Origin of the sequence: Vibrio sp. B7, from assembly GCF_963888765.1 — a bacterium.
GTDB classification, from domain to species: Bacteria; Pseudomonadota; Gammaproteobacteria; order Enterobacterales; family Vibrionaceae; genus Vibrio; species Vibrio anguillarum.
The window spans coordinates 24,802-50,298 of sequence record NZ_CAWPKR010000037.1; the positions used below are offsets into that span (position 1 = coordinate 24,802).

Genomic DNA, 25,497 nt, shown 5'->3' on the forward strand with positions numbered 1-25,497 from the left:
GCGACTATGCATTTTCATCATCGATTTTCTGAAGCTTTACCTCGGTTGTCTCTTTCCTCTGGCTTTAGCTATGCATTTGCATGCGTTTTGTATTCAATTGGTTGGTTTTGTTTATGGAACATCAGCCGCTACTTAACTCCTGATTTATTGCTGGCTGGTCTGTTTTTGCCCACAGGCTTAAAGCTGGCCACACTCGCTCTTGCACCACGTCGTTTTTGGCTTGGGATCACTTTATGCGAAATGGCTATAGTGGTGTCGCTCGGGCATGTGTTGGCTATCGCTGCTCATGAATATCTATTACTGCTGTTTGCATTGATCGCTTATTGGCTGGCGATTGCCTTTCAATCTCTCTGGACATCACTGCACGTTTATTGGAAAAAACTGTTGGCGCTTACCGGGTTGACGGTCGTTTACGGCATCTTATGTGGGAGCTCGGTTTTGCTGTTGGTCAAACCGCTCAACCTCGAACTGCATTACGTGGCACAAGCGACCGTTTCAGCTCTGACCGGCGGTATACTGCTCACTCCGTTCTTATTTCTCCTGTACGATTATCTACATCAGCAGATCTGGAGACCACTGTCACCCGATCTTATTCATCAGGACGTAACACTTCGCCCCTCTGCGTTGCTGTGGTGTTTGCTTTTTTTTAGTGGCGGATTGATCGCGGAGTTAACCTTGCTAGAGCAGCTCAAACCGATCGCCCTGCTCATTTTCCTGCTTCCCAATATTTTTATGGCTTATAAATACGGTTGGCAAGGCGGCGTATTGGCTAGCCTAATGAACAGTATTTTGCTTGCTACGGCACGGCAAATGACAGGTTCATTTGAATCCGATATTGAACTACAAAGTTTTATAGCGACGCAGGCTTTTGTTGGTTTAGGGCTTGGTATTGCGATTAGCCGTCAATATTTCTTGGCGCAACGCTTAGCTAAAATTAACCAAAAGCTGGCAATCGAACTCGCGAACAAACAGCAACTGGCTCGGCAATTAGTCAAGGTTGAAGAGCAAATCCGAAAATCAGTTGCACGCGAACTGCATGATGAAATTGGCCAAAATATCACCGGGATACAGATCCAATCCATGCTCGCTAGTCGCTTGGCACAAAATGAAAAACAAACCAACATCGCTGAGACGATCAACACGCTCGCGCTACGAATTCACTCATCGACACGTCAATTATTAACCGATCTTCGCCCTCATGCGCTTGATGAGTTGGGGCTTGAGAGCGCAATTCGGCAGCTTGCAAGTGAAATGAAATTTGCGGAACGACACGTCGATTTTCGTCTGAATTTCGGAATTTTTGCAGAGCGTTTAGATGACATTACGGCCGTTACACTGTATCGAATTATTCAAGAGCTGCTTAATAACGTGTGCAAACATGCACAAGCATCAGCCGTGCAATTAAGCCTTGTTCCCGGTGACATGTTCAGTGTCGAGCTGCGTGATAATGGCATTGGTTTAGCTTCCGATTGGCGCAGCAAAGGCCAAGGCTTACTCGGCATCGAAGAACGCGTCAGCGCACTGGGTGGCACATTTTTAATTGAATCGCAGCGTAGCCAAATACCGCTTGGGACGCGCATAACTGTTAACTTGCCCACAAAACCGCTCACAACATCAACAAACTAGGAAAATTTCCTAGTCACTTATAACTTTGTCTCATTCATTTGGTGAATCACTCCGATACCATCTCTTAGCACTAGGGAGAAACATAGCATGCTGGGTTTTCTGATTTCAAAACCGACATCAGCACCTATAGAACCACAGGACATTGATGCAACCTATCGTTACTGGCGCTTGCATTTAATGTTATCGATGTACGTCGGCTATGGGGTGTTTTATTTCACACGCAAAAGTCTCAATTTTGCCATGCCTGCGATGCTCACTGATCTCGGGCTTGAACATTCCGATGTTGGTCTGCTTGGTACGCTCTTTTACATGACTTACGGTTTGTCAAAGTTTGTTTCTGGCATGGTCAGCGACCAATCAAAACCGAGTTACTTCATGGGTTTGGGGCTGGTTGCAACGGGCGTAGTTAATGTGCTGTTTGGTTTGAGCTCTTCCCTAGCCGCATTTACCGTGCTTTGGACATTGAACGCTTTTTTCCAAGGTTGGGGATGGCCGCCGTGCGCTAAATTGCTCACTACTTGGTATTCCCGATCTGAACGTGGGTTTTGGTGGTCTATCTGGAACACTTGCCACAATTTAAGTGGCGCGCTCATTCCGATCAGCATTGGTTTTATCGCTGTGACTTTTGGTTGGCGGTACGGATTTATTGCACCGGGTTGCTTGGCGATCATCGTTGGTTTAGTGCTCTGCTTTCGCATGCAAGATAAGCCCACAACGTTAGGGTTACCCCCAGTGGGTGAGTGGCGTAACGATGAATTAGAAAAGCGCCATGAGTCTGAAGGTAAAGGGCTGCCATTTCGCCAAATTTTACGTCGTTACGTCCTAGGGAATAAGTACATTTGGCTGTTATGTAGCTCCTATCTACTGGTGTATGTGGTGCGTATCGCGCTAAATGATTGGGGTAATTTATACCTCACTGAACGGCATGGTTATGAGCTTTTTTCGGCCAACGCTGCCGTATCAATGTTTGAAGTCGGAGGATTCTTAGGATCGCTATTTGGTGGTTGGGGCTCGGACAAATTTTTTAAAGGCAATCGAGCGCCGATGAACTTGATTTTTGCGCTAGGCATTTTCATTTCAGTGGCCGCGTTATGGCTAACACCGATTGACAACTTTGTGGTGTTGTCGGGCTGCTTCTTTTCCATCGGATTTTTTATTTTTGGTCCGCAAATGATGATAGGAATGGCCGCCGCTGAATGTTCGCACAAGGATGCGGCTGGAACCGCGACCGGTTTTGTCGGCTTATTTGGCTATCTTGGTGCAGCGTTAGCCAGTTACCCATTGGCTGTCATTATTGAACAATTTAGTTGGGAAGGATTTTTCAGTGTCATTACCCTCTCAGCCGCACTGATTGGATTACTGATTTTGCCCTTTTTAAAAGCGCAACAGCGTGCAGGGAATGCCGTCACTATGTCATAACCTTTCCTCACGTTGTTTTCTGATTTCGCTGTGTCATGCAGCAAAAACGAAATCACAGGAATGTGATGAAACTTAACGCTGCCCTACGTCTACGTTAAGTAATGAAAATAACAAGAGGAAACAGACATGAAAGATAGATTACCTCGCAGTGTACTTGCTACCTGCATTCTCGGTGCTTCGCTTGCCGCGCCTCAAGCATTTGCTGAAGGCCGACTCGTGGTTTATTGCAGTGCCACTAACGCCATGTGCGAGACAGCGACTAAAGCCTTTTCTGATAAATATGACGTAAAAACCTCTTTTGTTCGCAATGGCTCTGGCAGCACGCTGGCCAAAATCGAAGCAGAGAAGAAGAACCCACGCGCGGATGTTTGGTATGGCGGCACGTTGGATCCTCAATCACAGGCGGGTGAAATGGATCTCTTACACGCTTACCAATCTCCGCAGCTTGAATTCATTATGGATGGATTTAAAGATCCAGCGAAACGCAAAGGGAACTACTCTTCGGCCGTTTATATGGGTATTTTAGGTTTTGGGGTGAACACTCAACGTTTGGCTGAAAAAGGATTACCGATCCCGCGCTGCTGGAATGATTTAACCAAACCTGAATACAAAGGAGAGATTCAAATCTCTGACCCACAAAGTTCGGGGACTGCCTACACCGCATTAGCCACCTTCATTCAACTTTGGGATGAAGATAAAGCCTTTGATTATTTCAAAGCACTCGACAAAAACGTCTCTCAATACACCAAATCAGGTGTTACCCCTTCACGTAACTCAGCGCGTGGTGAAATTGCGATTGGTATTGGTTTTTTGCATGACTACTCACTCGAACAATCGAAAGGAGCACCGCTGGAGCTGATTTCGCCTTGTGAAGGTACAGGTTATGAAATTGGTGGTGTGAGCATTATCAAAGGGTCGCGTAACCTTGATAACGCGAAACGGTTTGTTGACTGGGTCATGTCAAAAGAAGGACAAGAGCTGGCATGGAAAGAAGGTCAATCTTTCCAAATTTTAACTAACACTCAAGCGGAACAATCCCCCAACGCCCTCGACCCTAAAAAGTTAACCTTGATCGATTATGACATGGATACCTATGGATCCTCTGATGAACGTAAGCGATTGATTAATAAGTGGGTTAATGTCGTAAAAATGGGTGAATAGCCAACGCATTCCCTTATCTTAGCCTCGATGGGCAGTGCCTACTGCCCTTTTTATAAAGCCAATACCAGGCTTATCACCGTGTGGCTACAAATAACTTTGGTACAGAAAAATGAATGAATTTACAGCAGGCACTGCACCACATCGGCCGCGAAAAACCTCGCATAGGGACCCGATTTTTTATTGGATCCTGACGTTATTGTGTGCGTTTGTGCTGTTGCCCTCTTTTGCACTTGATTACGGAGTGTTTGATTCAACATCGCAAGAGTTTTATGCCGCTATGGGTTGGAGCCGTGCCAATATTTCTTGGTTATGGTTTGCGCTTCCGGGTGTACTTCTCATTCGCCCTTGCTATGCAGGTAATAAGTACGCCAAACACCGTCACTATTTTGATATCGGTTATTCAGCGGCATGCATGTTTTTCGTGTTGGTCAGCTCTTGGTATACCCAGCAAGGTTTAGGTTATTCAACCATTGCACTATTTATTGCCTTAAGTGCTGTCATGACATTGGCATTGGCTCGTCTTGAGTTTTTGGGCGGTGACAGCTTCGTGATTGGTGCTCTGATCTCGATTGTTCTCTTGATCACGATTTTTATTATCTTTCCGAGTATCGCCATCTTTGTACCGATGTTCCAAGATGAAATGGGGAACTTTGTTGCGTGGCAATTCATTGAAATTTTGAGCCGAGCGCAGATCATACAAATTGTTTGGAACTCCGTACTGCTTGGCGTATCTGTGGGTATAGGTGCCACTTTCTTTGGTTTGATCTTTGCTATCTATACCACACGCATTGCCACTCGCTCCGCTTTCATTGCGCGAATTTTTTCTATTCTTCCCATTGTGACTCCCCCTTTTGTCGTTGGGCTTGGGGTGACTTTAATGCTTGGGCGCTCCGGTTATATCACCGAACTCATGGTGGATTGGTTTGGGTTACAACAGACAAACTGGCTGTATGGTTTTACAGGCATTTGGATGGCACAAGTGCTCGCCTTTGCTCCTATGTCATTCATGATTTTAGATGGCGCGATGAAATCCCTACATCCATCATTGGAAGAGGCGTCCTACACGCTGCGTGCCAATCGTTATCAAACTTTTTTTAAAATTGTCATGCCATTGCTCAAGCCTGCTTTGGCCAACAGTTTCTTAATCATCTTTGTCCAATCACTGGCCGACTTCAGTAACCCGCTTGTACTTGGGGGCAGTTTCGATGTGTTAGCCACTCAGATTTACTTCTACATCGCAGGAGCTCAATTAGATTACGCTTCCGCCAGCACACTTGGGGCCGTCTTGCTGCTATTTTCGTTGGCGATCTTTGTTGTCCAATATCTGTGGATAGGAAAGCGTTCATACGTCACCATTTCCGGCAAATCATATCGTGGCGATGTGCAAGCGCTGCCTACCTTACTTAAACATACGGTTTCGGCACTGCTCTATTTTTGGATGGCATTTAACATCTTGCTTTATGGCAGCATCATCTTCGGCAGCTTCACTGTGAACTGGGGTGTAGATTACAGTTTAACGCTTAAAAACTATATTCATCTGTTTGGCATGGGAATGAGTGAAGGTGCTTGGCCATCACTTATCACGACGATGATTTATGCCGGCGTTGCAGCGCCATTAACCGCCTTCTTTGGTCTGTTGATTGCGTATATCGTTGTCCGTCAGCAATTTTACGGTAAGAAAGTGATTGAGTTTGCAACCATGCTTTGCTTCGCCGTTCCGGGCACGGTTGCGGGGGTATCTTACATTCTTGCATTTAATGATGCGCCTATTTACCTCACTGGTACCGCGGCCATTGTTGTGATTTCCATGGTGATGCGTAACGTGCCAGTAGGTATTCGCGCAGGTATTGCAGGGCTAGGCCAACTTGATAAATCGCTCGATGAAGCGTCACTCAGTTTGCGGGCTAACTCCTTTAAAACCATTACTCATATTCTGTTGCCGTTATTACGACCAGCAATTCTCTCAACACTGATTTACAGCTTTGTTCGAGCAATGACGACCGTCAGCGCCATTATTTTCTTGGTGACACCAGAAACACGGGTGGCAACGTCTTACATCCTGAATCGTGTAGAAGATGGTGAGTATGGCGTTGCGATCGCATATGGCTCGATTTTGATTGTTGTGATGTTGGCTATTATTTTAATTTTTGATTTTATCGTTGGCGAGGCACGTGTTTCTCGTTCTAAAGCCAATAACCAAGAATAACCATTGGAGATATCACCATGGAAAATGAAAACTTTGTTGTTTTAAAGAATGTCTGCAAGCGTTTTGGCGATAAAACCGTCATTGGTAATTTGGATTTAGAAATCAAAAAAGGCAGCCTTGTAACACTGCTCGGCCCTTCAGGATGTGGAAAAACGACCGTGCTGCGTTTGGTCGCAGGGCTCGAAAAACCAACCAGCGGCCAAATTTTTATTGATGGTGAAGATGTCACGAGCACCTCCATCCAGCAACGTGACATCTGCATGGTGTTTCAATCTTACGCTCTGTTTCCTCACCTTTCCTTACATGACAACGTAGGTTATGGCCTAAGAATGATTGGCTTGAGTAAAGATGAAGTGAAACAGCGAGTGGATGAAGCCTTGAAATTGGTTGATTTAGAAGGCTTTGGAGAACGTTACGTTGACCAAATTTCAGGAGGTCAGCAACAGCGAGTAGCGCTCGCTCGCGCGTTGGTGCTTAAGCCTAAGGTATTGCTATTCGATGAGCCGCTCAGTAACTTGGACGCCAATTTAAGACGCAGCATGCGTGAAACTATTCGAGAGTTGCAACAGCGTTTTAATATCACCTCTTTGTATGTGACGCACGATCAGGCGGAGGCCTTTGCCGTTTCTGATACTGTGATTGTGATGAAAGATGGCGACATCATGCAGCAGGGCTCACCAACTCAACTGTATAAGCACCCAACCTCGATGTTCATGGCCAACTTCATGGGCGAAGCCAATATTTTTGAGGGTCAATATGATGGTGAATACCTGATCATCAATGGCTATAAGATCCCCGCTAATGATGACAGTGTCACGGCTTTGCCTGCGGGGAATTATCAAATTGGTGTTCGACCAGAAGCTATTTTGCTCTGCGCGGACGGTGATGCCTGCCAACAGTGTCAAATTACCAGTATTGCTTACATGGGGTCGATGTATGAAGTGTTGGTTAAATGGCACAACAAAGAGCTGTTACTGCAACTCAACTCGTCACAATTTGACCCCAGTTACGCTGATCACCCTTACCTGACGATCAACCCCGTGGGGTTATTCCTACTACCTGAAGATGCTTAATACTGCCTAGCTTGACCAAACGCCTCCAAACTAATGGAGGCGTTTGTGTCTTAGTGAGAGCAATGAACAACTTAACGAGAGCAATGAAAAAGATCCACCCGCACAAGTGAGATTGGTTATAATCATCAGCCAGTTAGCACCAAGGCATGAGTTGGGTTATCATCCTTACCTTGGTTTGTCGCCACTAAAAATGGGCGAGTGATGCTCAATCAATGAGTTTAACTTGTCTGTACGGCGCTCTTCTCATCGCACAATTAAGAGACATTTCATGTTACTTCCCACACAAACAAGTTGGGTTATTTTAGCGGGTGGGCAAGCCAGCCGTATGGGTGGACAAGACAAAGGGCTGATTGAACTCAATGGCCAATCTTTGATTCAACATGTCATGAATAAGCTTAAGCCGCAATCTACTAGCCTGACGATTAACGCTAATCGTAACCATGCACAGTATCGTCAGTTTGCGCCTGTCATTTCCGATACCATGGCTGATTATCCCGGGCCACTCGCTGGAATTCAGGCAGGGTTAACCCATGCACAAACCGATTGGGTCGGATTTGTCCCTTGCGATTGCCCGTTGATCAATGACGATCTTGTTGCGCGTTTTTGTCATGCTGCTCAAGACTCGCATGATATTTTAGTCGCCCATGATGGTCACTTCGCTCAACCCGTATTCACCCTTATTCACCAACGTGTGCTGCCAACACTGACTGCATTTTTAGAACGTGGCGAGAGAAAAATCACCCGTCTTTATCAAGAATGCCACACAGATTACGTTGACTTTAGCGACTCGCCAAACTGCTTTTTGAACCTCAACACGCCTCAAGATCTGGCACAATTTGGAACTTTGACATCATGAAATATCAAGCGCCTTCATGCCCTTTACTTGGTTTTGCGGCCTACTCTGGCACAGGAAAAACGACCCTGCTTGAAGCCTTATTGCCCAAGTTAAGGGCAGCAGGCCTAACATTAGGCGTACTTAAGCACGCGCACCACGATTTTGATATTGATAAACCAGGTAAAGATAGCCATCGGCTGCGTAAAGCGGGGGCAAGCCAGATGTTAGTTGCATCGCGCTATCGTCATGCCATGATGACTGAAACGCCAGAAGCCGAACCCGATTTCGAATATCTTTTATCTCGCTTTGATTGCGATAAACTCGACGTAATTTTAGTTGAAGGGTGTAAAAACCTCGCCTTTCCAAAAATTGAATTGCACCGTGCTGAAGTGGGTAAACCTTGGCTATATCCAAATGATGAAAATATCATCGCTATCGCCGCGGATGAAGTTGTGAAAAGTGCTTTACCACAAATGGACATCAATGATCTCGATGCAATCGCGGCATTTGTGATTGAATATGTACAGCGTTGTAAATGAAATATCCTGCGCTATTTCGGTGGTGAAAGCGTGACAATTATCCCACTTAAAGGCAAAATCTAGCACATTACATGTTGGTTAGTCATGTTTCAGCGCAACCAACGCCCCCATTTTCAATTGGTTGATAGTAAGCGATCAGCCTTTGTTTATTTTCCCGAAATTGGGAATGACGATTTTAGAGAGATGATCATGGCTCGCACCATTTTGTACACTTACAAAAATGAAGATAAAACGCTGACTTTTTCTTACGAAAAGCATCACAACATTCAAGAAGCAGTAGCCGAAGCAGAAGGTATTGATATTACTGATTTTTTAAAAATGGAACAGCAGCTGGAAATGATTTCTGACGCAAAAGCGGTACGCAATTACCGCGATAACCACTTTAAAAAGTTAGGTTTTAGCAAGCTAACACTGCAACAAAAAGAAAACGTAGGTGTGGGTAAAAAAGGCGCTAACACCAAATAAACAGAACTTAGGTTAAAGAGTTAACTTTTGACTGATATAAAAAAGGGCCCGTTTGATTATAGGCCCTTTTTGTTTGATTTTATGATTTGATATTAAGGAAAGCCGCACCACGTACGCCGCCTGAATCACCATGTTTTGCTTTGATGATCTTCGGACATTTCGCGACAGAAAGCAGGTATTTCGGTACGCGTTTAGGCATCTCTTGGTAGATCAATTCAAAGTTTGATAAACCGCCACCGAGTGCAACAACGTGTGGGTCATTGGCTGTGAAAATGTTGGCAAAACAGATGGCAAGTAGTTCCATAAAGCGCTCAACATGCTCAACGGCTTTCGCTTCACCTGCTTCATTGGCGTGAATGATATCAATCGCTTTTTTGTGCTCGCTATAATAGTGCTCGTACAATAGCTCAAAACCGCGGCCAGAGAGATAACTGTCTAAGCATCCTTTCTTGCCACAACCACAGCCGAGCATCGGCGCGTTATCGCCAAGATGTAACCATGCATCAAGAGGCAGACGCATATGACCAAACTCCCCTGCTACGTGGTTACGACCAGAGAATACTTTCCCTTCATAGATAAGGCCGCCACCAAAACCTGTGCCGAGAATTAGGCCCATAACCGAAGGCTCATTTTTCAGCTCATCGTCCCATGCTTCAGAAAGCGCAAAGCAGTTTGCATCGTTTTCAATCTTCACGCTGCGGCCAATTTTTGCTTCTAAATCAGCGCGTAACGGCTTGCCTTTTGCAGCAGGAACGTTGACGGTTAATACCGTAGCATCATCAGCATCTTCCATACCCGGTAGGCCAAGGCCTATTTTGCCTTCCACACCCAATTGCGCGTCATATTTACTCACCAACTGCGCAATGGTTTCAACTAGCAGATTGTAGTCGTTTGTTGGGGTAGGAACGCGCTCCGTTGCTACGCGTTCTAACTTCTCATTAAACGCACCAAACTCAATTTTAGTGCCACCGACATCAAAGCCGTAGTACATGCAATCTCTCCTAAAATTTGCTCATCAATGAGCTAAAAATAAAACTTTGGGCATTATCCACAGAGCTCAGCCTACAATCCGTGACCGAGTACCAATTTATCTGGTCTATAGGTTCGATTGAACAATTACTCATCACCGAATCGATCAACTTTAGAGTCACGTCTCGCTTTGCTGCTGGTCGATGAAACGTTTCAAGACTGGCCTGCTCAAATCATGCTTTAGGCGGGTTTTGCTCAGCAAGTAACTTTCTCGAAACACTTCAAACCATTGGCTTAATAGCAGAGAGGCTTGATGCTCACCCACTTCAGCCAATACCAACGACGCCACTTCAGCCGTTGATAAATGCTGCTCATTATCAGATTTACGCATCATATATTGCGATACGCTTTTAGGTGCGATAGACATCACCGGAAGCGCATCCAAATAAGGTGATTTACGAAACATTCGTCTTGCCTCGCGCCAGCTTCCATCAAGTAATATCAACAGTGGTTTGCGTTTATCGTGCGCGCTGGGAGGGCTTTGTATTACTCGAGGCTTTTCATCCACATACTCTTCGGGAAAAATGACGACTGGTTGATAAGCGGGATTATTCAACAGTGCTAGCATTTCCGCGTGAGGTTCGGTGCGGTTCCACTGATAAACGTAAGTTTCTTTAATCACATCGGCAATTAGCCGACCAGTATTACTGGGTTTAAATACTTCATTTTCAGAAACCAGCAGTAATACTGCGATATCCGTATCCATATCCGGTTGATGACCACATAAGCAGTATTGCGTGGCGACCTGACAATAGGCGCAACGTTCAACTTTCGCACCACGAGCTTGAAAAGGTTTGGTCGATAACGCTAAGCGATGTTGGAACAAATGGTTAAATGCGTGGATTCTCATAAATCAGGGCGGCAAGCTGGAAAGTGCTGCCGATTGTACTTACAGTACAAGCAGATTCCTAGCACAAGACCATTGAAGATGAGCCATTAAGCATGAACCTGAACCCTGAATTGATCCGTTTGAGCGTATTTTTCGCTGTATTTATGCTTTGTGCGCTGTGGGAATGGTCTTGCCCACGTAAAACACTCACCCAAAGTAAAGCCACTCGCTGGCTGAATAATTTAGGTTTGGTTGGTTTAAATAGCGTGTGCTTATCGCTATTGATGCCAGTGTTAGCCATTGAAGCGGCTTATTGGGCGCAGCAAGACTCGATTGGTCTTTTTAATTGGGTGGATTTACCACAAGTGGCTGAAATTGCGCTGTCAGTTATTATTCTTGATGGCGTGATTTACGCCCAGCATGTGCTTTTTCACTTCTCTCCTTGGTTATGGCGTTTACATCGCATGCACCACGCTGACCAAGATATTGATGTGACCACTGGCTCGCGGTTTCACCCATTCGAAATGATTCTCTCTTTGTGGATCAAAATCACTTGCGTGATCATGTTGGGTGTCAGCCCATTCGCGGTATTGATATTTGAGGTTGTGCTCAATGCGAGCGCGATGTTTAACCACAGTAACGCAAAATTACCGTTGAAAATGGACCGTTGGCTTCGCTGGTTGGTGGTGACACCTGACATGCATCGGGTGCATCATTCAGTCATTGTGCGAGAAACTCACTCCAATTTTGGTTTTTTCTTGTCATGTTGGGATCGGCTATTTCGTACTTATCGTGCGCAGCCAGAATTGGGCCATAAGCAGGTCATTATCGGCCTACCACTCTTTCGAGCGAAGCGTGAGCAGTGGTTGGATAAAATGCTTACCCAACCATTTAGAAAAAAGTGACAACGTCATGAAAATACAGAAATTCGCACTGGATAAGCTAGTTGAGCGTATATTTATGCAACATAGCCTGCTGTTCACCCGCCACTTCAGCCACCTGCTCTGAGCTTTCGACCATGGCTTCAAGCTGTAATTTGGTTTGCTCGCCTTGCGATGAGACTTGGCTGATAGATTGACTTACATCGGCCGTCGCTCGCTCTTGCTCTTCTGTTGCAACGCTTATCTGCTCAACTCGAGCACGAATCTGTTCCACTGCTTTTTCTATCTGCTCAAATGTTGTTTTGACTTCTTGACTCGATTGCAGCGCATTACTCATCTCTTGGCGCGAATCCGATACCGCTTGACGAGAGCGCTGCGTTGCATTGGTGAGCTCATTCATCATGTCCCGGATATTGGTGGTTTGCTGTGATGTATCGCTGGCTAATTTGCGTACTTCATCGGCTACAACCGCAAAACCACGCCCTTGTTCGCCAGCTCTTGCTGCTTCAATCGCGGCGTTCAACGCCAGTAAGTTGGTACTGTCAGCAATACCGCTGATCATATCCACCATCTCGCGAATTTTCTTCACGCGCTGGTCAAGCTCGTGCATTGCTTCATCGTTTAAATGCAGTGTATTTTCAAGAGATTCCAAGCGAACACGGTTTTGTTCCACTACTTTCACCCCTTGCGTAGAAAACTGGCTGGCAGCCACTGATTCTTCATAAGATTCACTGGTCACAAGCGCGATATTCCGAATCGCCGATTCCAACTCACTCACGGTGGAAACCATGTTAACCAACGAATCATTTTGTGCGGCTAAACTGCGGTTGGATTTATCGGCTGCATCGTGACTGGTTTCGGCATTTTGGTAGAGCATTTCACAATTGCGCGTTACGGTAGAAATTGAATATTTTGTTGATTCAATAACTTGGTTTAGTTGTAGAGCAACTTCTTTAAATTCACTCGGGCCAATCAAGCGAGCGGGTTGAGAAAAATCGTGTTGAGTTAATAATGCAAGCTTGGCCAATAAGTTATTCAGCCCCAGCTTTAGCCAGTGGCGTAACCCTAGCCATGCAAGTAAAACCAAAGCGACCAGAATAATGCCGCCAGTATATTGTACTTGCTTAACCATTAGCATTGCGTCATGAACCACGTTCTCACTGTGTTTGATCAACTCACTTGCGGTGGCAGAAATCGTATTTAGCAGTGCTACCGTGTCTTTGGCTAGCTGCGCAGCTTGTGCCATTTCTTGTCGCTGCTGCTGTGCTTGCTCAATTTTATTTAAGATCAGTGCTAAAATGCCATGCTCAACAAAACCCGCTTTAACCATTTCATAAGGTGCCGTCAGGCTCGCAAACTCCATAACATCAGGATGCCACTCTTTAAAATCATCAAAGGCTAGCTCAATTCCCGCCATGCGATTACGGATTTCCTTAAATTGCACTTTGGCCTGTTCAGGATCGTTTTGCATCATTAACAGTAAGAAGGTACTTTCCATCGAACTTGCACTGGCAATAAAGCGGTTAGCCGCATCCATCGATTCCGGGTTATCTAATGCGAGAAATGAACTGATCCGGTTCATCTCCGGTCCAATGGAGCTTAATCCGTAACGAAACGCGGTGGCGGCGTTATCGATAGCATTCTGCTGTTCAAGCAAAGAGGCCTGCGTTGATAAAATAGAATAGGTGAGCTGCTGAAATGCCGCACTTTTGCTGCGTAACGACACTTGATGATCTTGAGTAATCGCGTTACCGATACGAGTAGCGATGGAGAAAAGCTGGTCAGTAAGTTGGTCAGTCTGCTGGTTTAGGTGGCTTAATTGCTGGTTTACCGCTTCTAATTCTGCCGATTCCGTTGTGCGGATGCCATCTCCGAGAGATTGTACTTGTTCTAATATATTTTGCGTCAACCTTGCATTATTTAATGCCAAAGGTAGTGTTTGTTCAGACAATCCAGAAAACTGTAGCCCTACCTTATCGATGCTTTTTAAACTGGTGATGGATAAAAGGACCACCAGTAACGTCATCGTGATGAAAATGGCACTGATGGTTTGAATCAACGACAGTGAATGTCGATTATTTATTGAGGAATTCATGATAAATGCAACTAAGTGATTAGAGAATGTGTTAAGGCTCAACCATAGTAGGAATGAAATATTTCAAAAATGTTTCAGTTACATTTCATTGGGATGATAAATGATTAAAAGTCCAATACTCTTCGCATTATCAATAACTAGTGTGCTAACGGGTTGCGTAGGATCGCCTATTTCGTCCAATTCTGGCCCTACTTATGTTACTCAAGAAGAGATTCTGTCAATTGTCCAAGATAAAGACGATGGATTAGGCACGGTTTTTCAGCGCTGGCAAGGAGTGCCGTACCGATTAGGTGGTGAAACGTTGAACGGAGTCGACTGCTCAGCATTTGTGCAAATAGCGTTTAAAGATGTATGGCAGATCCCTCTACCACGAACTACACGCTCACAGAGTCAAACGGGTTTTGAGGTAAATTATCAAAATGCGCAGCGCGGGGATTTGGTCTTTTTTAGAACATCAAGGACGAGCAATCATGTTGGAGTCTATCTAGGAGACAAAAAATTTATGCACGCCTCTACGTCTAAAGGTGTGATGATCTCAAGAATCGATAACCCTTATTGGGCTTCTAAATTCTGGCAATTTAGGCGGATTATAAGCCCGCCTAACTCTGATTAGTCATACTTCAATTAGTCGTACTTCGCAACGGCAGTATCGAACAGATTCTTCACTAAGGCGATGTATTCATCAAGAAAAAGGATCTGTTCATTGGTCGCAGGTTTACTCCAAACACCCGCCAATACTTCACCAAGATCTTCCACTACAGAATCGGCTTCTTTGAGCAACTGGAATCGAACACTGGAATGTAGCTCAGGGTTTTGTTCAAAAATAGCCATGATGTTGCTTGAAACCATGTCGGTCACAACATCTTCTACACTTTCAGCGCCAATATCTCCGCCTGATGTGAACACATCCATATTAAAAGAGAGATGCTCTATCAGAGCCAAATAACCATCGGTTTCTACAACCACTTTAATTCTCCGCTTTACCGCTAAATTGCTAGTAATCACTGTACCTTCAATAATACTAAGCCATGTCAGCCCATTTTCACAGATTTGATAGTTTAGACGTTCAAATTTCCCGCGATTTCTTGATAAGCATCTATTTCACGAACATTTATTTTCCCCAAAGTAGGATACGCCATCCTATAAATTGGGTTACTAGCACCTAAGCAAGATCAACTTATGAAAAATATAGCGTTATTTTTAATACTATTTCTGTATTCGCATCTGCAAATTCTTGCACTTAATCACATTTATGAGCATTGGTGCTCCCTCAAAAGGAAAGTGGCTAAATTATGTGTCACGCACTTCTGAAATATTCGTAACCATGACCTAAACTACGAATTATTAAGTAAATCAAGGCAGAGGTCGTTATGTGGCAAACTCTCATTCAGCAGTTATCCGATACGCTCATGTTTGAATTTAACCCTGTTGAAAAAGAAAAAGTCAGCGGTGGTGACATTAGTGATTGCTACATGATCAGCGATGGCGAGCAACGCTATTTTGTTAAAGTGAACACACGAGACTTCTTAGCTAAGTTTGAGATTGAGGGTGAAAACCTACGTTCGCTTCGTGAAACGTCAACAGTACAGGTTCCCGAGCTAGTGATGATTGGAACCAGTAAAAATCATGCTTTCATTGTTCTAAACTATCTACCAACCAAACCCCTAGATAACGCGACGAACAGCTATGAGTTCGGTGTACAACTGGCCAAACTGCATCAATGGGGAGAACAAAAAGAGTATGGGTTTGATGCAGACAATTATATTGGTTCCACTTTGCAGCCAAATCCGTGGGACAAAAAATGGGGTCGTTTTTTTGCGGAACAACGTATCGGCTGGCAATTGCAATTGTTACGTGAAAAAGGGATTGAACTGTTCAATATCGGCGAGTTGGTCGACGTTGTCCAATCTCGCTTAGCTAACCATAGCCCTCGCCCATCTCTGCTGCATGGAGATTTGTGGCATGGGAATGTGGCAAACTCGGTATTTGGTCCAATTTGCTACGATCCTGCTTGTTATTGGGGTGATCGTGAATGCGATATCGCAATGACAGAATTATTTGAAGGTTTTCAACCTGAGTTTTACCAAGGCTATGAGAGCATCTTACCTTTGAGTTTGGACTATGTGGAACGTAAGAATATTTATAACCTCTATCATGTCCTCAATCACTACAATCAATTTGGTGGCCACTATCTGGTCGAAGCGGAAAGTTTGATCAAGAAAATCCTCTCCTTTTAACGGTGTAAACAACCGAACTGTATAGACAACAAATGAGCCTTAATAAATGGCTCTTTTGTTGTTTTATGGGCCAATTCAAAGTTTGAACTTAATTTGCCGCTTAAAGGAACTTAGCGACTTACTATTAAGGTATCTCCAAGGATGTAAGGAAAGAGATATGAAAAATTATACGGAAAGAATGGTCAACTGCCCTCACTGCGGTCATTCCATTAGGATCACCCTAGATGCATCAAATGGTAGCCAAGAGTTTTATGACGATTGCCCCGCCTGTTGCCATGCGATTCATCTCAATATGATGGTCGATGAACGTTTAGACAAAATAGAGTTGTTTGTTGATGCCGATGATGAACAAATCTTTTAAAAAGTGAGCGCTTGGCAAGCGCTCTTCTTAATGGTTACGTGCAACACGCCAAGCCCTCCTATCTAGCCTAATCAAGCTTTATCTAAAATAGATTTCACCACATACAGCGCGACGAGCAACCTTCCCAATAAACATTAGGTAATTTCATCAGTTTTTCATGGAGCTTAGTGTGACATTTCTTTATCATCCATGCCTACGCGATAAGTTGATTATTGGTCGCGATTTTTGCTTGTCCTTCCTCTGGAGATATTTGTGCATCGTTATAAACAAGAAGCTTCAAATTTAATCAAATTGGCAACACCTGTGTTGATTGCCTCTATTGCTCAAACTGGAATGGGCTTTGTAGATACTGTCATGGCTGGTGGTGTGAGTGCGATTGATATGGCTGCGGTATCGATCGCGGCGAGTATTTGGCTACCTTCGATTCTGTTTGGTGTTGGGTTGTTAATGGCGTTGGTTCCTGTGGTAGCGCAACTCAACGGATCAGGGCGGCAAAAGAAAATTCCTTTTGAAATACAGCAAGGCGCAGCGCTAGCTTTGTTTGTCTCTATTCCCATTATTGGTGTTCTTTTTCAAACTCAATGGATTTTGGGGTGGATGGATATTGAGCCGTTGATGGCTGAAAAAACTAACGGGTACATGTACGCCGTGATGTTTGCCGTACCTTCTTATTTACTATTTCAAGCATTGCGCAGTTTCACGGATGGTATCTCACTGACTAAACCCGCTATGGTGATTGGTTTCGCGGGCTTATTAGTTAACATTCCACTTAACTGGATTTTCGTATACGGAAAATTTGGCGCACCAGAGCTAGGCGGTGTAGGTTGTGGTGTGGCGACGGCAATTGTCTATTGGTTGATGTTTTTTATGCTGCTGTTTTATGTCGTCACTTCTAAACGCATGGCGCACATTAATATCTTTGGTGAATTCCATAAACCACAATTGAAAGCGCAAATTCGCTTATTCAAGCTTGGTTTTCCTGTGGCGGCAGCGATATTTTTTGAAGTTACTCTATTTGCTGTGGTCGCATTGTTGGTCGCTCCACTCGGTTCATTGGTGGTGGCGGCTCACCAAGTCGCTTTGAATTTCTCATCATTAATTTTTATGTTACCGATGAGTATCGGCGCGGCAGTGAGCATCCGTGTTGGCCATAAGCTGGGCGAAAAAAATATTGAAGGGGCAACCATCGCTTCACAGGTTGGCTTGTTAGTCGGTTTATCTACTGCAATTATCACGGCGACGTTAACGGTCCTATTTCGTGAATATGTGGCTTTGCTTTATACGGAAAACCAAGCCGTTGTAGCCATGGCGATGCAGTTGCTTATTTTTGCGGCTATTTATCAATGTATGGATGCGATTCAAGTCGTTGCAGCAGGAGCGCTACGTGGTTATAAAGACATGACGGCTATTTTTAATCGTACCTTTATCGCTTATTGGATGATTGGCTTGCCAACGGGCTATGTATTAGCAATGACAGATTTCATTGTCGAACCTATGGGTGCCAGTGGGTTCTGGATAGGATTTATCGTTGGCTTATCTTCTGCTGCTTTAATGCTGGGTATCCGCTTACACTGGATGCATCAACAAGCCGATAGCGTGCAACTCGATTTTGCATCGAAATAACAGCTTGATTCTCTGAATTTCAACGTGGCGAAAAGGCGTTGTGATGCAATAATAAGGTCAGACATTGTCTGGCCTTATTTATATTGCTGGCCTTTCTCTCATAAAACGTGCAAATCTTGGTTTTCCTTCTGCAGTGAGATCATTAAAACGAAAAGTAATAATGGATCCGATCTTTGGCGGATTATTTCTGATCTCATCAGAAAAACCGCTGCCGATATAGAACTCAACACCGTTTTCTAAGCGCACTAGCACTGATCCCATCATACCTTGGTACTTGCCAGAACCCAGTTTATAACCAATGACCGTAGCTTCAGCATCTTGGTGTTTTTTAAGCTTAAGTAAATCGTTACTGCGGCCGGCTTGGTAATGGGCATTAATTTTTCGCAGCATCACCCCTTCACCCTGCCCATCACTTACGTTGTCTAAATACCCAAGCAGCTCTTTTTCTGAGTGAATTGGTGAATGTTCAATATAGGTAATGTGCTGAGCATTCATGAGTGAGGATAAGTGGATGAGATTGCGGTATCGCTTTTGGTAGTCACCGATCGCTTCAGGCATATCAAACAACATAAAGCGGATGCTTTGCCACGCTTCATCGGTTGGTATGGTATCCAATACCGTTTGTTGAACGTGATGAAACTGACCTCGTCCAGCCCAAAGCTCTCCTTCTAATGCTTTATTAGGTAATGGTGCAGTAAACCAAGCAGGCGCATTGATCTTATTACCATTACGCGTATGAAGATATTGTCCATTCCAGACAGCGCGAATTCCATCCAGTTTTTCACTTTTCCAGTACTCAGCAACATCAATGCCATGTTGGTAACTATTGGCTGCTGTGACCGGAATAAACATCTGAGAGTTTTCCGTTGCAGTGACAGAAATTGTGTTCAATAAAGCGATGGAGAGTAATGATAGTTTTAGTTGCATGCCATCAGGCTCGATCAATCAAAATGTGGTACATACTTAGCACGTACCACTCATATGAAAACCATAAACAAGATAAATTGCGATGAAATTCATACTCAATCATCTCTAAAAAACAGCTTATTACATAGACAGCTACGACATGTAGATAGTGTTTTATCAGCCTTTTGAACCTAAGCGTTTTTAGGCTGCACGTGTGTATTCAAGCCACTCCAAATGATTTTGCCCTGCTTTTAAGCCCATGTCATAGCCTATGTTGAGCAACGGTAACTTCATCGTCAATCTCTTAACGGGAAACCCTTCAGGTGGCGCGATTACTCGAATGATGGCATCAGAAGGTGGGTTACGAATAAATTCAAGTGATTGGTTGTAATGTTTCGCACGAAATAGCATTGATTTAGCCATATTTGGATGACGTGAAAAGAGTTTTTTCATCATCCACTTACTTTTAGGGGGCGACATGATATAGCTAAGTGGATGTGATAAAACAACCGTAATATCTCGTGCTCCACGGCGATACGCTTCTTTAACAGGGATCGAGTCAGCAACCCCTCCATCAGTGTAGCAACCACCATGGAAACAAGGCGTGTGCTTATAAACTATCGGTAGAGCGGATGTGGCTTCAATGGCCGTGCTCAAGTTTTCTTGAGTCACTCGATAATAATCGGCTTTACCCGTTTCGATATTGGTTGCAACGGCAAAGAAAGGGACTGAGTTAAACAGTTTGTCTTCATTAATCGGATAACGTCGGTTGGACTCATCGATTAGCCAACGCACATCGACGAGATTTCCCCCCTTAATAAAGCGAATTGGGTTAAAAAAAAGACGGTCGGTGGCAAGCTGAGTTACAACGTGATAACTGCGTCTCGGTTGCTTCGCAAGGTAGCCGATTAAGTTTGAAGCTCCAGCTGAAACACCTAATACAAAATCAAATGGGTTATGCTGATGTTGTAAAAAACTATCCAAGACTCCACTGGCAAAAATGCCGCGCATCGCACCACCTTCAACCACTAACGCTTTCATCATGATTCTCTCTCTGTACTTCATCGTTAAACGTTATGGTACGGAAAAAATCAGAAAGACAATAATAGGTTCTCTTTATCACTAAGATAGGCAAAACCGAACCAATGTCAGTCTTGATAATGACGATTCAAAAATCGTAAAAGGTCAGACGCCTCATCATCGGGCAGATGAGGCGCTATGATCAGATATTAGCCGTTTGCGCTTGCTGAACTTTTTGTAAACGAGAAAGGAATTTGATCCATCCTTTGGCATGGCTTGATGGGTTTAGGTTTTCAGCTTGCTTGGCTTGGTATAGAGCATTATCGAGTTGATTGAGTTTGTACAGCGCATGAACTCGCGCTAACGCGACATCGGCTTTTTTCTCGCGCGTGGTGACTTTATCCAACGCCTGTAACGCTTCTTTAAATTGCCCTTGCTGGTTGTACAGCAGCGCCACTTGCCAATAATATTGCTCATCCTGTTCAGCTGCTTTTGTCCATGTTCTGATCGCTGATTGCCATTCTTTGGCTTGCTGCCAGTAAGTGGCTTGCTCTTTCAGTAAAGTTAAGTCTTGATCAGCATCAGATAATGTTTGCAGAACTTGCGCCGCACGTTCTGGAATGCCGTTTTGCGCATACAACTGCGCGAGCAAGTGTTTATCCTTATCGGTTAGTTCCACACCTTGTAATTTGGCTAACGCTAAACTGTTTAATGCTTGACGACGCTGATCTAAACGCAGATGTAAACCGACTAACTGTCGCCACCAACTGGCTTGGTTAGGCTCCAGCATGATCAGCTTTTCTAAAGTTGGAATGGCCGCATTCCACTGTTCTAGCTGAAGCTGCGCACCTAATTTAAGTGATAATGGATTTTTAGTATTAAGTGGTGTCACGGTTTGGTATTTATCCAACGCATGCAGCACTTTTTTCCATTGTGCAATTTGGTAGTGGGTCTGTGCGATACGCAACCACAGATCGTCTACTTTCTGTGAAGGCGGAACGGATTTCAATAATTGGTAGTAGTGCGGTAACGCCTTTTCAAATTGTTGTTCATTGACATACAGATCAGCCAACATACGTTCGGTGGTCCATGCCTGCTCATCTTGCAGCTCTCCACTCTCTACAGCATACTTGATCTGTTTGACTGCCGCTTTGGGCTGACCACTTTGCCAATAAAACACACCAAGCATCCGGGCGACAAATGCTTTATCGTAAAGACGTGACGTTTCAACACTGCTCAGTACCTCAATGGCTTGAGTGAGGTTCTCTTCTAATGCAAATTGTTGTGCTTTTTGCACTTTCAGGACTGTTGTCGCACTTAATTCGCTCGCATTTAAAGAGAGCGAGCCGATAACAAGTGATAAGCCAATCAATATACGTTTCATCATTTGGCAATTTTAAACTCCACAGTCACGGTTTGTCCCGGCTGCTCAATGGCTTTGCCGTCAACAATCTGAGGTTGATACTTCCATTTTTTCAGCGCTTGCATCGCTTCACGCTCAAACATACGTTTAGGATTGGCATCGACGACATTGATGTCGATGGCTTTTCCTGTTGTATCAATGGTAAAGCTTAATGTAACGAAACCTTCTACACCTCGCTTTAGAGCTCGGCTTGGATAAACAGGCTCGACACGATATAACGGCATTGCTTGCTGGTTTGAGCCAAAATCACCAAAGGTTGGTGCGCTAATCGCCACCCCATTAAGCGCGGTATCCAAACCCAAAGCTGGTAAACTAGTGAGTGATGTAGCGGCCGTAGCAGTAGTTTGTGACTGTGTCACTTGTGCTTGCGGTGGCGGCTCAGGCAACTTTAAAGGTTCCGGAACGCTACGTTGGCGACGCTGTAAATCGTGTTCTTGTTCCATCATCACCATGTTAAATCGCAGTGCTTGAGTTGGTTTTACAGCGCGTTGGTTACCGTTATCCACCATCCACGCCATAAAACTGAACAACGCCAGCGAAATCGCTCCTGCAATTGGCAAAGCAAGCAGTAAACGTCCCATTAACGTTTCTCCGCCGCCAATGCGATATTTTTCACTCCGGCCCCTTTGGCCGCATCCATCACTTTAACAACCGTACCGTTATAAGCATGTTCATCCGCTTGAATCACTAACGCCGCATCTGGTTGTTCGAGCAGCAGATGTTCTAGGGTGGCCTCTACACGTTCAACATCAATCAAGCGTTTGTCGATGTAAATATCATTGGATGCATTGATAGCGACAAAAATACCCGCATCTTTCTGACTCACCGCGTGAGAAGCTTGAGGACGGTTAACCTCAACACCTGATTCACGAACAAATGAGCTGGTGACAATGAAAAAAATCAGCATGATAAAGACGATGTCGAGCATCGATGTTAAGTCTATCTGCGCCTCATCATTTCTTGGTTGGCGTCTGCCTAATCTCATCGCAAACTCCTTAACGATTTTTCTAATTTTAATTCAAATAGATGACACTTTTTTGCAAGACGAGCATGCACAAACATGCCCGCAAGGGCCGCGACCATTCCGGCCATTGTCGGTAATGTGGCCAATGAAATGCCAGATGCCATCAATTTAGGATCGCTACTGCCTTGATTTGCCATCACATCAAACACAGAGATCATTCCGGTGACTGTGCCGAGTAGCCCTAACATTGGGCAAAGTGTCACGAGCAGTTTGATCATGTTAAGGTTGTGGCGCAGCATCTGCTGTGCTTCACCAAGCCAACCCTCGCGAATGGCATGGGCATACCATGAATGGTGTTCCGCGCGTTGATGCCATTGCTCTAACCACCCTTTTCGATATTTAGGAAAGCTCAATACCACAAACAGTACGCGTTCGATGATCAACAACCAATAAAGCGCCACCACCCCAGCTAGCCACCATAAGACGATACCCCCTTGCTGCATAAACTGCTGTAAGGTTGTTAGCCAGTCATTGCTGAGCAGTGCGCTTGGCAATACGCTGTTCATTACGCCGCATTCCTCATTGAAGCTTGGCATTCTTGTTCTGCTTGCGCAGCAACGAGGCCAATACCCTGTTTTTCTAAAATAGAGCGAATATTTTCGGCTTGAGAGCTTAAGATATTATGAGCTAATAATAGTGGAATCGCAGAGACTAAACCCAGAACGGTAGTCACCAAGGCCATTGAAATACCGCCCGCCATTACTTTTGGATCACCGTTACCAAATTGTGTGATCACTTGGAAGGTTTCAATCATGCCGGTTACCGTACCCAATAGCCCAAGCATCGGCGCAATCGCAGCTAATAACTTCAGCATCGATAAACCTTTTTCCAAATGCGCTTGTTCATCGACCACCGCTTCCAGCAAGCGCAGCTCCAACGCTTCTACGCTGCGATTTTGCTCTTTGTTATAGACGCTGAGTACACGCCCCAATGGGTTATTACCAATTTTCTGTACATCTTTAAGCTGCGCTTTGATCTTGTGGTGAGTCATCACCAATGCGAAGCCGCGATAGAAAGCGATGATTAAACCAATACCAAGCAGTACCAAAATGATGTTACCAACCGCACCACCCATTTGTAGCCGTTCGGCTAATGTTGGTGTAAGGGCTAGCTGTTCAAGCATGATGCCACGCGAAGGATCGACCACTAAGCTTTCGATTTCCCCCGTATTTAGGCCAGAGAAAATCGGTCCATTGTCCGGTTGTTTCAAATAAGCGGTGGCGGCTTGTTTATCCCCGTTCCATTTGACATAACCTTGCTCTGTCACCAAACCAAAGGTTCCAATACGATAAGCGGCCACATTTTTCGTGACACCGTCACCATTGATAAATGCGATCTGAACGCGGCTTAGCTCACCACTGGCGATGATCTGTTCAACATAGCTGTGCCATAACCCCGTCAGCTGCGGCATCGAGGGTAAAGATTTTGCGGCGACAATTTCTTGTACCCGCGATGTATACTGATGGCGATCAACCGCAGTGATGGAAGATTCCAATTCACTGCTTAATGCTTTGGCATTTTGGCGTACCACACCAAACAGCTCTCCAAGGCTTCCTGTTTCTAAGCGAAGCTGCTCTTCTAAACGTGCTAGTCGGTTTTCATTATTACTGAATTGCGTGCTTAGCTTATCCGCTTGCGCTTGTAAATCTTGGCGCTGAGCTTCTAGCTCTGCTTTGGCGCGGCGTAGCTGCTGTTCGGTTTGTTTAAAACCCGCTTCGCGTTCGATATTGTGCTGCTGCTGCTGTTTGTTTTCCACTTTGGCGCTGCTGACTAATTCCGTAGAAGCAAAGCTGTTGAAAGCCAATAGTGTTAAACAGAGTGATGAGAGAGAGAAAACCATCTTCATTTGCTTTGCTCCTCTACTAACTCAAGTGAAACAGGAACCGTCATTAAGTTCGGTGTGATTAAATTGTTGGCCATTTTGAAAGCGGTATCTAAATCGGCATATAGCCCACTATCGACATTGGTCCATTGGTGCGAGTTTTGGCTCCAGCTCCAATACTGTTTGCCATTTAAGCTACGAGCCACCAGCGATAAACGGCCAACGTACAAAATGTCAGCTTCAATGGTTTTGTTTTCATTGAGCACCACTGCGCCTTGATAAACACCCAGTTTAGTGCCGTAATCAATTTCGATTTGGTACGCTTCAAGAATACGGCGGTATTTTTCAGCATCGCTGACATCCGATCGTACCATCATCGATTCCAGCTTTTCTAAACGCTCTAAACGCGTTTCGCGCTTTAATGGTTTGTCGTTTTCGATTAGGGTACGTAGCCCGTCGATCATCTGATACATCAAAGGAACGATGCCTTGGCGAGTCAGTTTTATCTCATCAATTTGTGACGATAGACTTTGCGCTTCCTGATTCTGGTTTTCCACCAGCGATGCCAAGTGATTACGATAAATAGTGAGATTTTTCACTTCTTCTTTTAACTGATCGATATCAGCTTGCATCAGCAACGCTGATTGAGAACTGTGATTGATGTTCTGTTGGCTAGCGACTGAAGCCGAATTGGTTTTATTTTGGATGGCATTCGCGTCACTGAGTGTAGAAGCATTTACTGCGAACAAACTGGTAGTCGCCACCAAGGACAAGCTGATTTTTAAAAGATTCATAGACGTTATTCATTACCTTCAACGAAGTGTTATCACCTTGTTGATAAAAGCTCTCATTATCATCAAGGATCGCATTCTAACGATTTTTTCCGGTGCAAACAACCACAGTATGCGGCGAACACTCTTTGT

24 protein-coding genes and 1 pseudogene are annotated in these 25,497 nt (G+C 44.6%); 13 read left to right on the forward strand and 12 right to left on the reverse strand.

From position 1 onward, the window contains the following. Nucleotides 1-6 precede the first annotated feature (6 nt). The 8 genes and pseudogenes from AACV32_RS13885 to AACV32_RS13920 all read left to right on the forward strand — a co-directional run bounded on the left by AACV32_RS13885 (nt 7) and on the right by AACV32_RS13920 (nt 9,324). Nucleotides 7-1,626 carry an MASE1 domain-containing sensor histidine kinase gene (locus AACV32_RS13885; protein ID WP_170895294.1) on the forward strand — a complete coding sequence of 540 codons (1,620 nt, stop codon included), beginning with the start codon at nt 7-9 and terminating at the stop codon, nt 1,624-1,626. Nucleotides 1,627-1,713: 87 nt separating this feature from the next. After that, a complete protein-coding gene (uhpC, locus tag AACV32_RS13890; RefSeq protein ID WP_170895295.1) occupies nt 1,714-3,045 on the forward strand; it encodes an MFS transporter family glucose-6-phosphate receptor UhpC in 1,332 nt (443 codons plus the stop codon). 126 nt (nt 3,046-3,171) lie between these two features. Next, nucleotides 3,172-4,206 (forward strand): ABC transporter substrate-binding protein, encoded by a 1,035-nt coding sequence (locus tag AACV32_RS13895; protein WP_013856874.1) that lies wholly within the window; start codon nt 3,172-3,174, stop codon nt 4,204-4,206. Nucleotides 4,207-4,315: 109 nt separating this feature from the next. Further along, nucleotides 4,316-6,412: an ABC transporter permease gene (locus AACV32_RS13900; RefSeq protein WP_170895296.1), complete on the forward strand. Its 2,097-nt coding sequence runs from the start codon at nt 4,316-4,318 to the stop codon at nt 6,410-6,412. A 17-nt stretch (nt 6,413-6,429) separates the two neighbouring features. Beyond that, nucleotides 6,430-7,485, forward strand: coding sequence for a ferric ABC transporter ATP-binding protein (fbpC, locus tag AACV32_RS13905; protein WP_017044718.1), 1,056 nt, complete (start codon nt 6,430-6,432; stop codon nt 7,483-7,485). Nucleotides 7,486-7,753: 268 nt separating this feature from the next. Next, the gene (gene mobA / locus AACV32_RS13910; protein ID WP_170895297.1) at nt 7,754-8,341 is read left to right on the forward strand and encodes a molybdenum cofactor guanylyltransferase MobA; all 588 of its coding nucleotides are present in this window, start codon (nt 7,754-7,756) and stop codon (nt 8,339-8,341) included. Continuing rightward, nucleotides 8,338-8,850 (forward strand): annotated as a pseudogene (gene mobB, locus AACV32_RS13915) (molybdopterin-guanine dinucleotide biosynthesis protein B); the annotation flags it as partial. The gene mobA and the pseudogene mobB, both read left to right, overlap by 4 nt. A 198-nt stretch (nt 8,851-9,048) precedes the next feature. Continuing rightward, nucleotides 9,049-9,324 carry a DUF2960 domain-containing protein gene (locus AACV32_RS13920; protein ID WP_026027239.1) on the forward strand — a complete coding sequence of 92 codons (276 nt, stop codon included), beginning with the start codon at nt 9,049-9,051 and terminating at the stop codon, nt 9,322-9,324. 79 nt (nt 9,325-9,403) lie between these two features. Here AACV32_RS13920 and nagK read toward each other — a convergent pair whose 3' ends face one another. Further along, nucleotides 9,404-10,315: an N-acetylglucosamine kinase gene (gene nagK / locus AACV32_RS13925; RefSeq protein ID WP_017050511.1), complete on the reverse strand. Its 912-nt coding sequence runs from the start codon at nt 10,313-10,315 to the stop codon at nt 9,404-9,406. 156 nt (nt 10,316-10,471) lie between these two features. Further along, nucleotides 10,472-11,203 (reverse strand): tRNA-uridine aminocarboxypropyltransferase, encoded by a 732-nt coding sequence (locus tag AACV32_RS13930; protein WP_017050512.1) that lies wholly within the window; start codon nt 11,201-11,203, stop codon nt 10,472-10,474. Nucleotides 11,204-11,295: 92 nt separating this feature from the next. Here AACV32_RS13930 and AACV32_RS13935 point away from each other — a divergent pair, with 92 nt between their 5' ends. After that, nucleotides 11,296-12,087, forward strand: a complete 792-nt coding sequence (locus AACV32_RS13935) for a sterol desaturase family protein (RefSeq protein ID WP_017047630.1) — start codon at nt 11,296-11,298, stop codon at nt 12,085-12,087. Nucleotides 12,088-12,124: 37 nt separating this feature from the next. Here the strand turns inward: AACV32_RS13935 and AACV32_RS13940 are convergent, their stop codons facing one another. After that, a complete protein-coding gene (locus AACV32_RS13940) occupies nt 12,125-14,200 on the reverse strand; it encodes a methyl-accepting chemotaxis protein (protein ID WP_017050513.1) in 2,076 nt (691 codons plus the stop codon). Between the two features lie 58 nt (nt 14,201-14,258). On the opposite strand from AACV32_RS13940, the gene AACV32_RS13945 reads away from it, so the two are divergent. Next, nucleotides 14,259-14,771 (forward strand): C40 family peptidase, encoded by a 513-nt coding sequence (locus AACV32_RS13945; protein WP_017042506.1) that lies wholly within the window; start codon nt 14,259-14,261, stop codon nt 14,769-14,771. Nucleotides 14,772-14,782: 11 nt separating this feature from the next. Here the strand turns inward: AACV32_RS13945 and AACV32_RS13950 are convergent, their stop codons facing one another. Then, nucleotides 14,783-15,124: a DUF3802 family protein gene (locus AACV32_RS13950; protein ID WP_026027237.1), complete on the reverse strand. Its 342-nt coding sequence runs from the start codon at nt 15,122-15,124 to the stop codon at nt 14,783-14,785. Nucleotides 15,125-15,528: 404 nt separating this feature from the next. On the opposite strand from AACV32_RS13950, the gene AACV32_RS13955 reads away from it, so the two are divergent. From AACV32_RS13955 to AACV32_RS13965, 3 genes are all read left to right on the forward strand, one after another. Beyond that, a complete protein-coding gene (locus AACV32_RS13955) occupies nt 15,529-16,395 on the forward strand; it encodes a fructosamine kinase family protein (RefSeq protein ID WP_013856861.1) in 867 nt (288 codons plus the stop codon). Nucleotides 16,396-16,552: 157 nt separating this feature from the next. Then, nucleotides 16,553-16,756, forward strand: coding sequence for a CPXCG motif-containing cysteine-rich protein (locus AACV32_RS13960; RefSeq protein ID WP_010320526.1), 204 nt, complete (start codon nt 16,553-16,555; stop codon nt 16,754-16,756). A gap of 252 nt (nt 16,757-17,008) precedes the next feature. Continuing rightward, complete coding sequence (locus tag AACV32_RS13965; protein WP_026027236.1) at nt 17,009-18,379, forward strand: MATE family efflux transporter; 1,371 nt, start codon at nt 17,009-17,011, stop codon at nt 18,377-18,379. A gap of 78 nt (nt 18,380-18,457) precedes the next feature. On the opposite strand, the gene AACV32_RS13970 is transcribed toward AACV32_RS13965, so the two are convergent. The 8 genes from AACV32_RS13970 to AACV32_RS14005 form a co-directional block, all read right to left on the reverse strand. Continuing rightward, complete coding sequence (locus AACV32_RS13970; protein WP_170895298.1) at nt 18,458-19,306, reverse strand: DNA ligase; 849 nt, start codon at nt 19,304-19,306, stop codon at nt 18,458-18,460. A gap of 180 nt (nt 19,307-19,486) precedes the next feature. Then, the gene (locus AACV32_RS13975) at nt 19,487-20,350 is read right to left on the reverse strand and encodes a patatin-like phospholipase family protein (RefSeq protein WP_017050516.1); all 864 of its coding nucleotides are present in this window, start codon (nt 20,348-20,350) and stop codon (nt 19,487-19,489) included. A 157-nt stretch (nt 20,351-20,507) separates the two neighbouring features. After that, complete coding sequence (locus tag AACV32_RS13980; protein ID WP_017050517.1) at nt 20,508-21,692, reverse strand: tetratricopeptide repeat protein; 1,185 nt, start codon at nt 21,690-21,692, stop codon at nt 20,508-20,510. Further along, complete coding sequence (locus AACV32_RS13985; RefSeq protein ID WP_017050518.1) at nt 21,689-22,309, reverse strand: energy transducer TonB; 621 nt, start codon at nt 22,307-22,309, stop codon at nt 21,689-21,691. Before AACV32_RS13985 ends, AACV32_RS13980 begins: the two co-directional genes overlap by 4 nt. Continuing rightward, complete coding sequence (locus AACV32_RS13990) at nt 22,309-22,713, reverse strand: ExbD/TolR family protein (protein ID WP_013856855.1); 405 nt, start codon at nt 22,711-22,713, stop codon at nt 22,309-22,311. Before AACV32_RS13990 ends, AACV32_RS13985 begins: the two co-directional genes overlap by 1 nt. After that, complete coding sequence (locus AACV32_RS13995) at nt 22,710-23,258, reverse strand: MotA/TolQ/ExbB proton channel family protein (protein ID WP_017050519.1); 549 nt, start codon at nt 23,256-23,258, stop codon at nt 22,710-22,712. Before AACV32_RS13995 ends, AACV32_RS13990 begins: the two co-directional genes overlap by 4 nt. Then, complete coding sequence (locus AACV32_RS14000) at nt 23,258-24,598, reverse strand: MotA/TolQ/ExbB proton channel family protein (RefSeq protein ID WP_094124351.1); 1,341 nt, start codon at nt 24,596-24,598, stop codon at nt 23,258-23,260. Before AACV32_RS14000 ends, AACV32_RS13995 begins: the two co-directional genes overlap by 1 nt. Continuing rightward, nucleotides 24,595-25,368 carry a DUF3450 domain-containing protein gene (locus AACV32_RS14005; protein ID WP_017044732.1) on the reverse strand — a complete coding sequence of 258 codons (774 nt, stop codon included), beginning with the start codon at nt 25,366-25,368 and terminating at the stop codon, nt 24,595-24,597. The genes AACV32_RS14000 and AACV32_RS14005 overlap by 4 nt, the downstream gene beginning before the upstream one ends. Between the last annotated feature and the right edge of the window lie 129 nt (nt 25,369-25,497).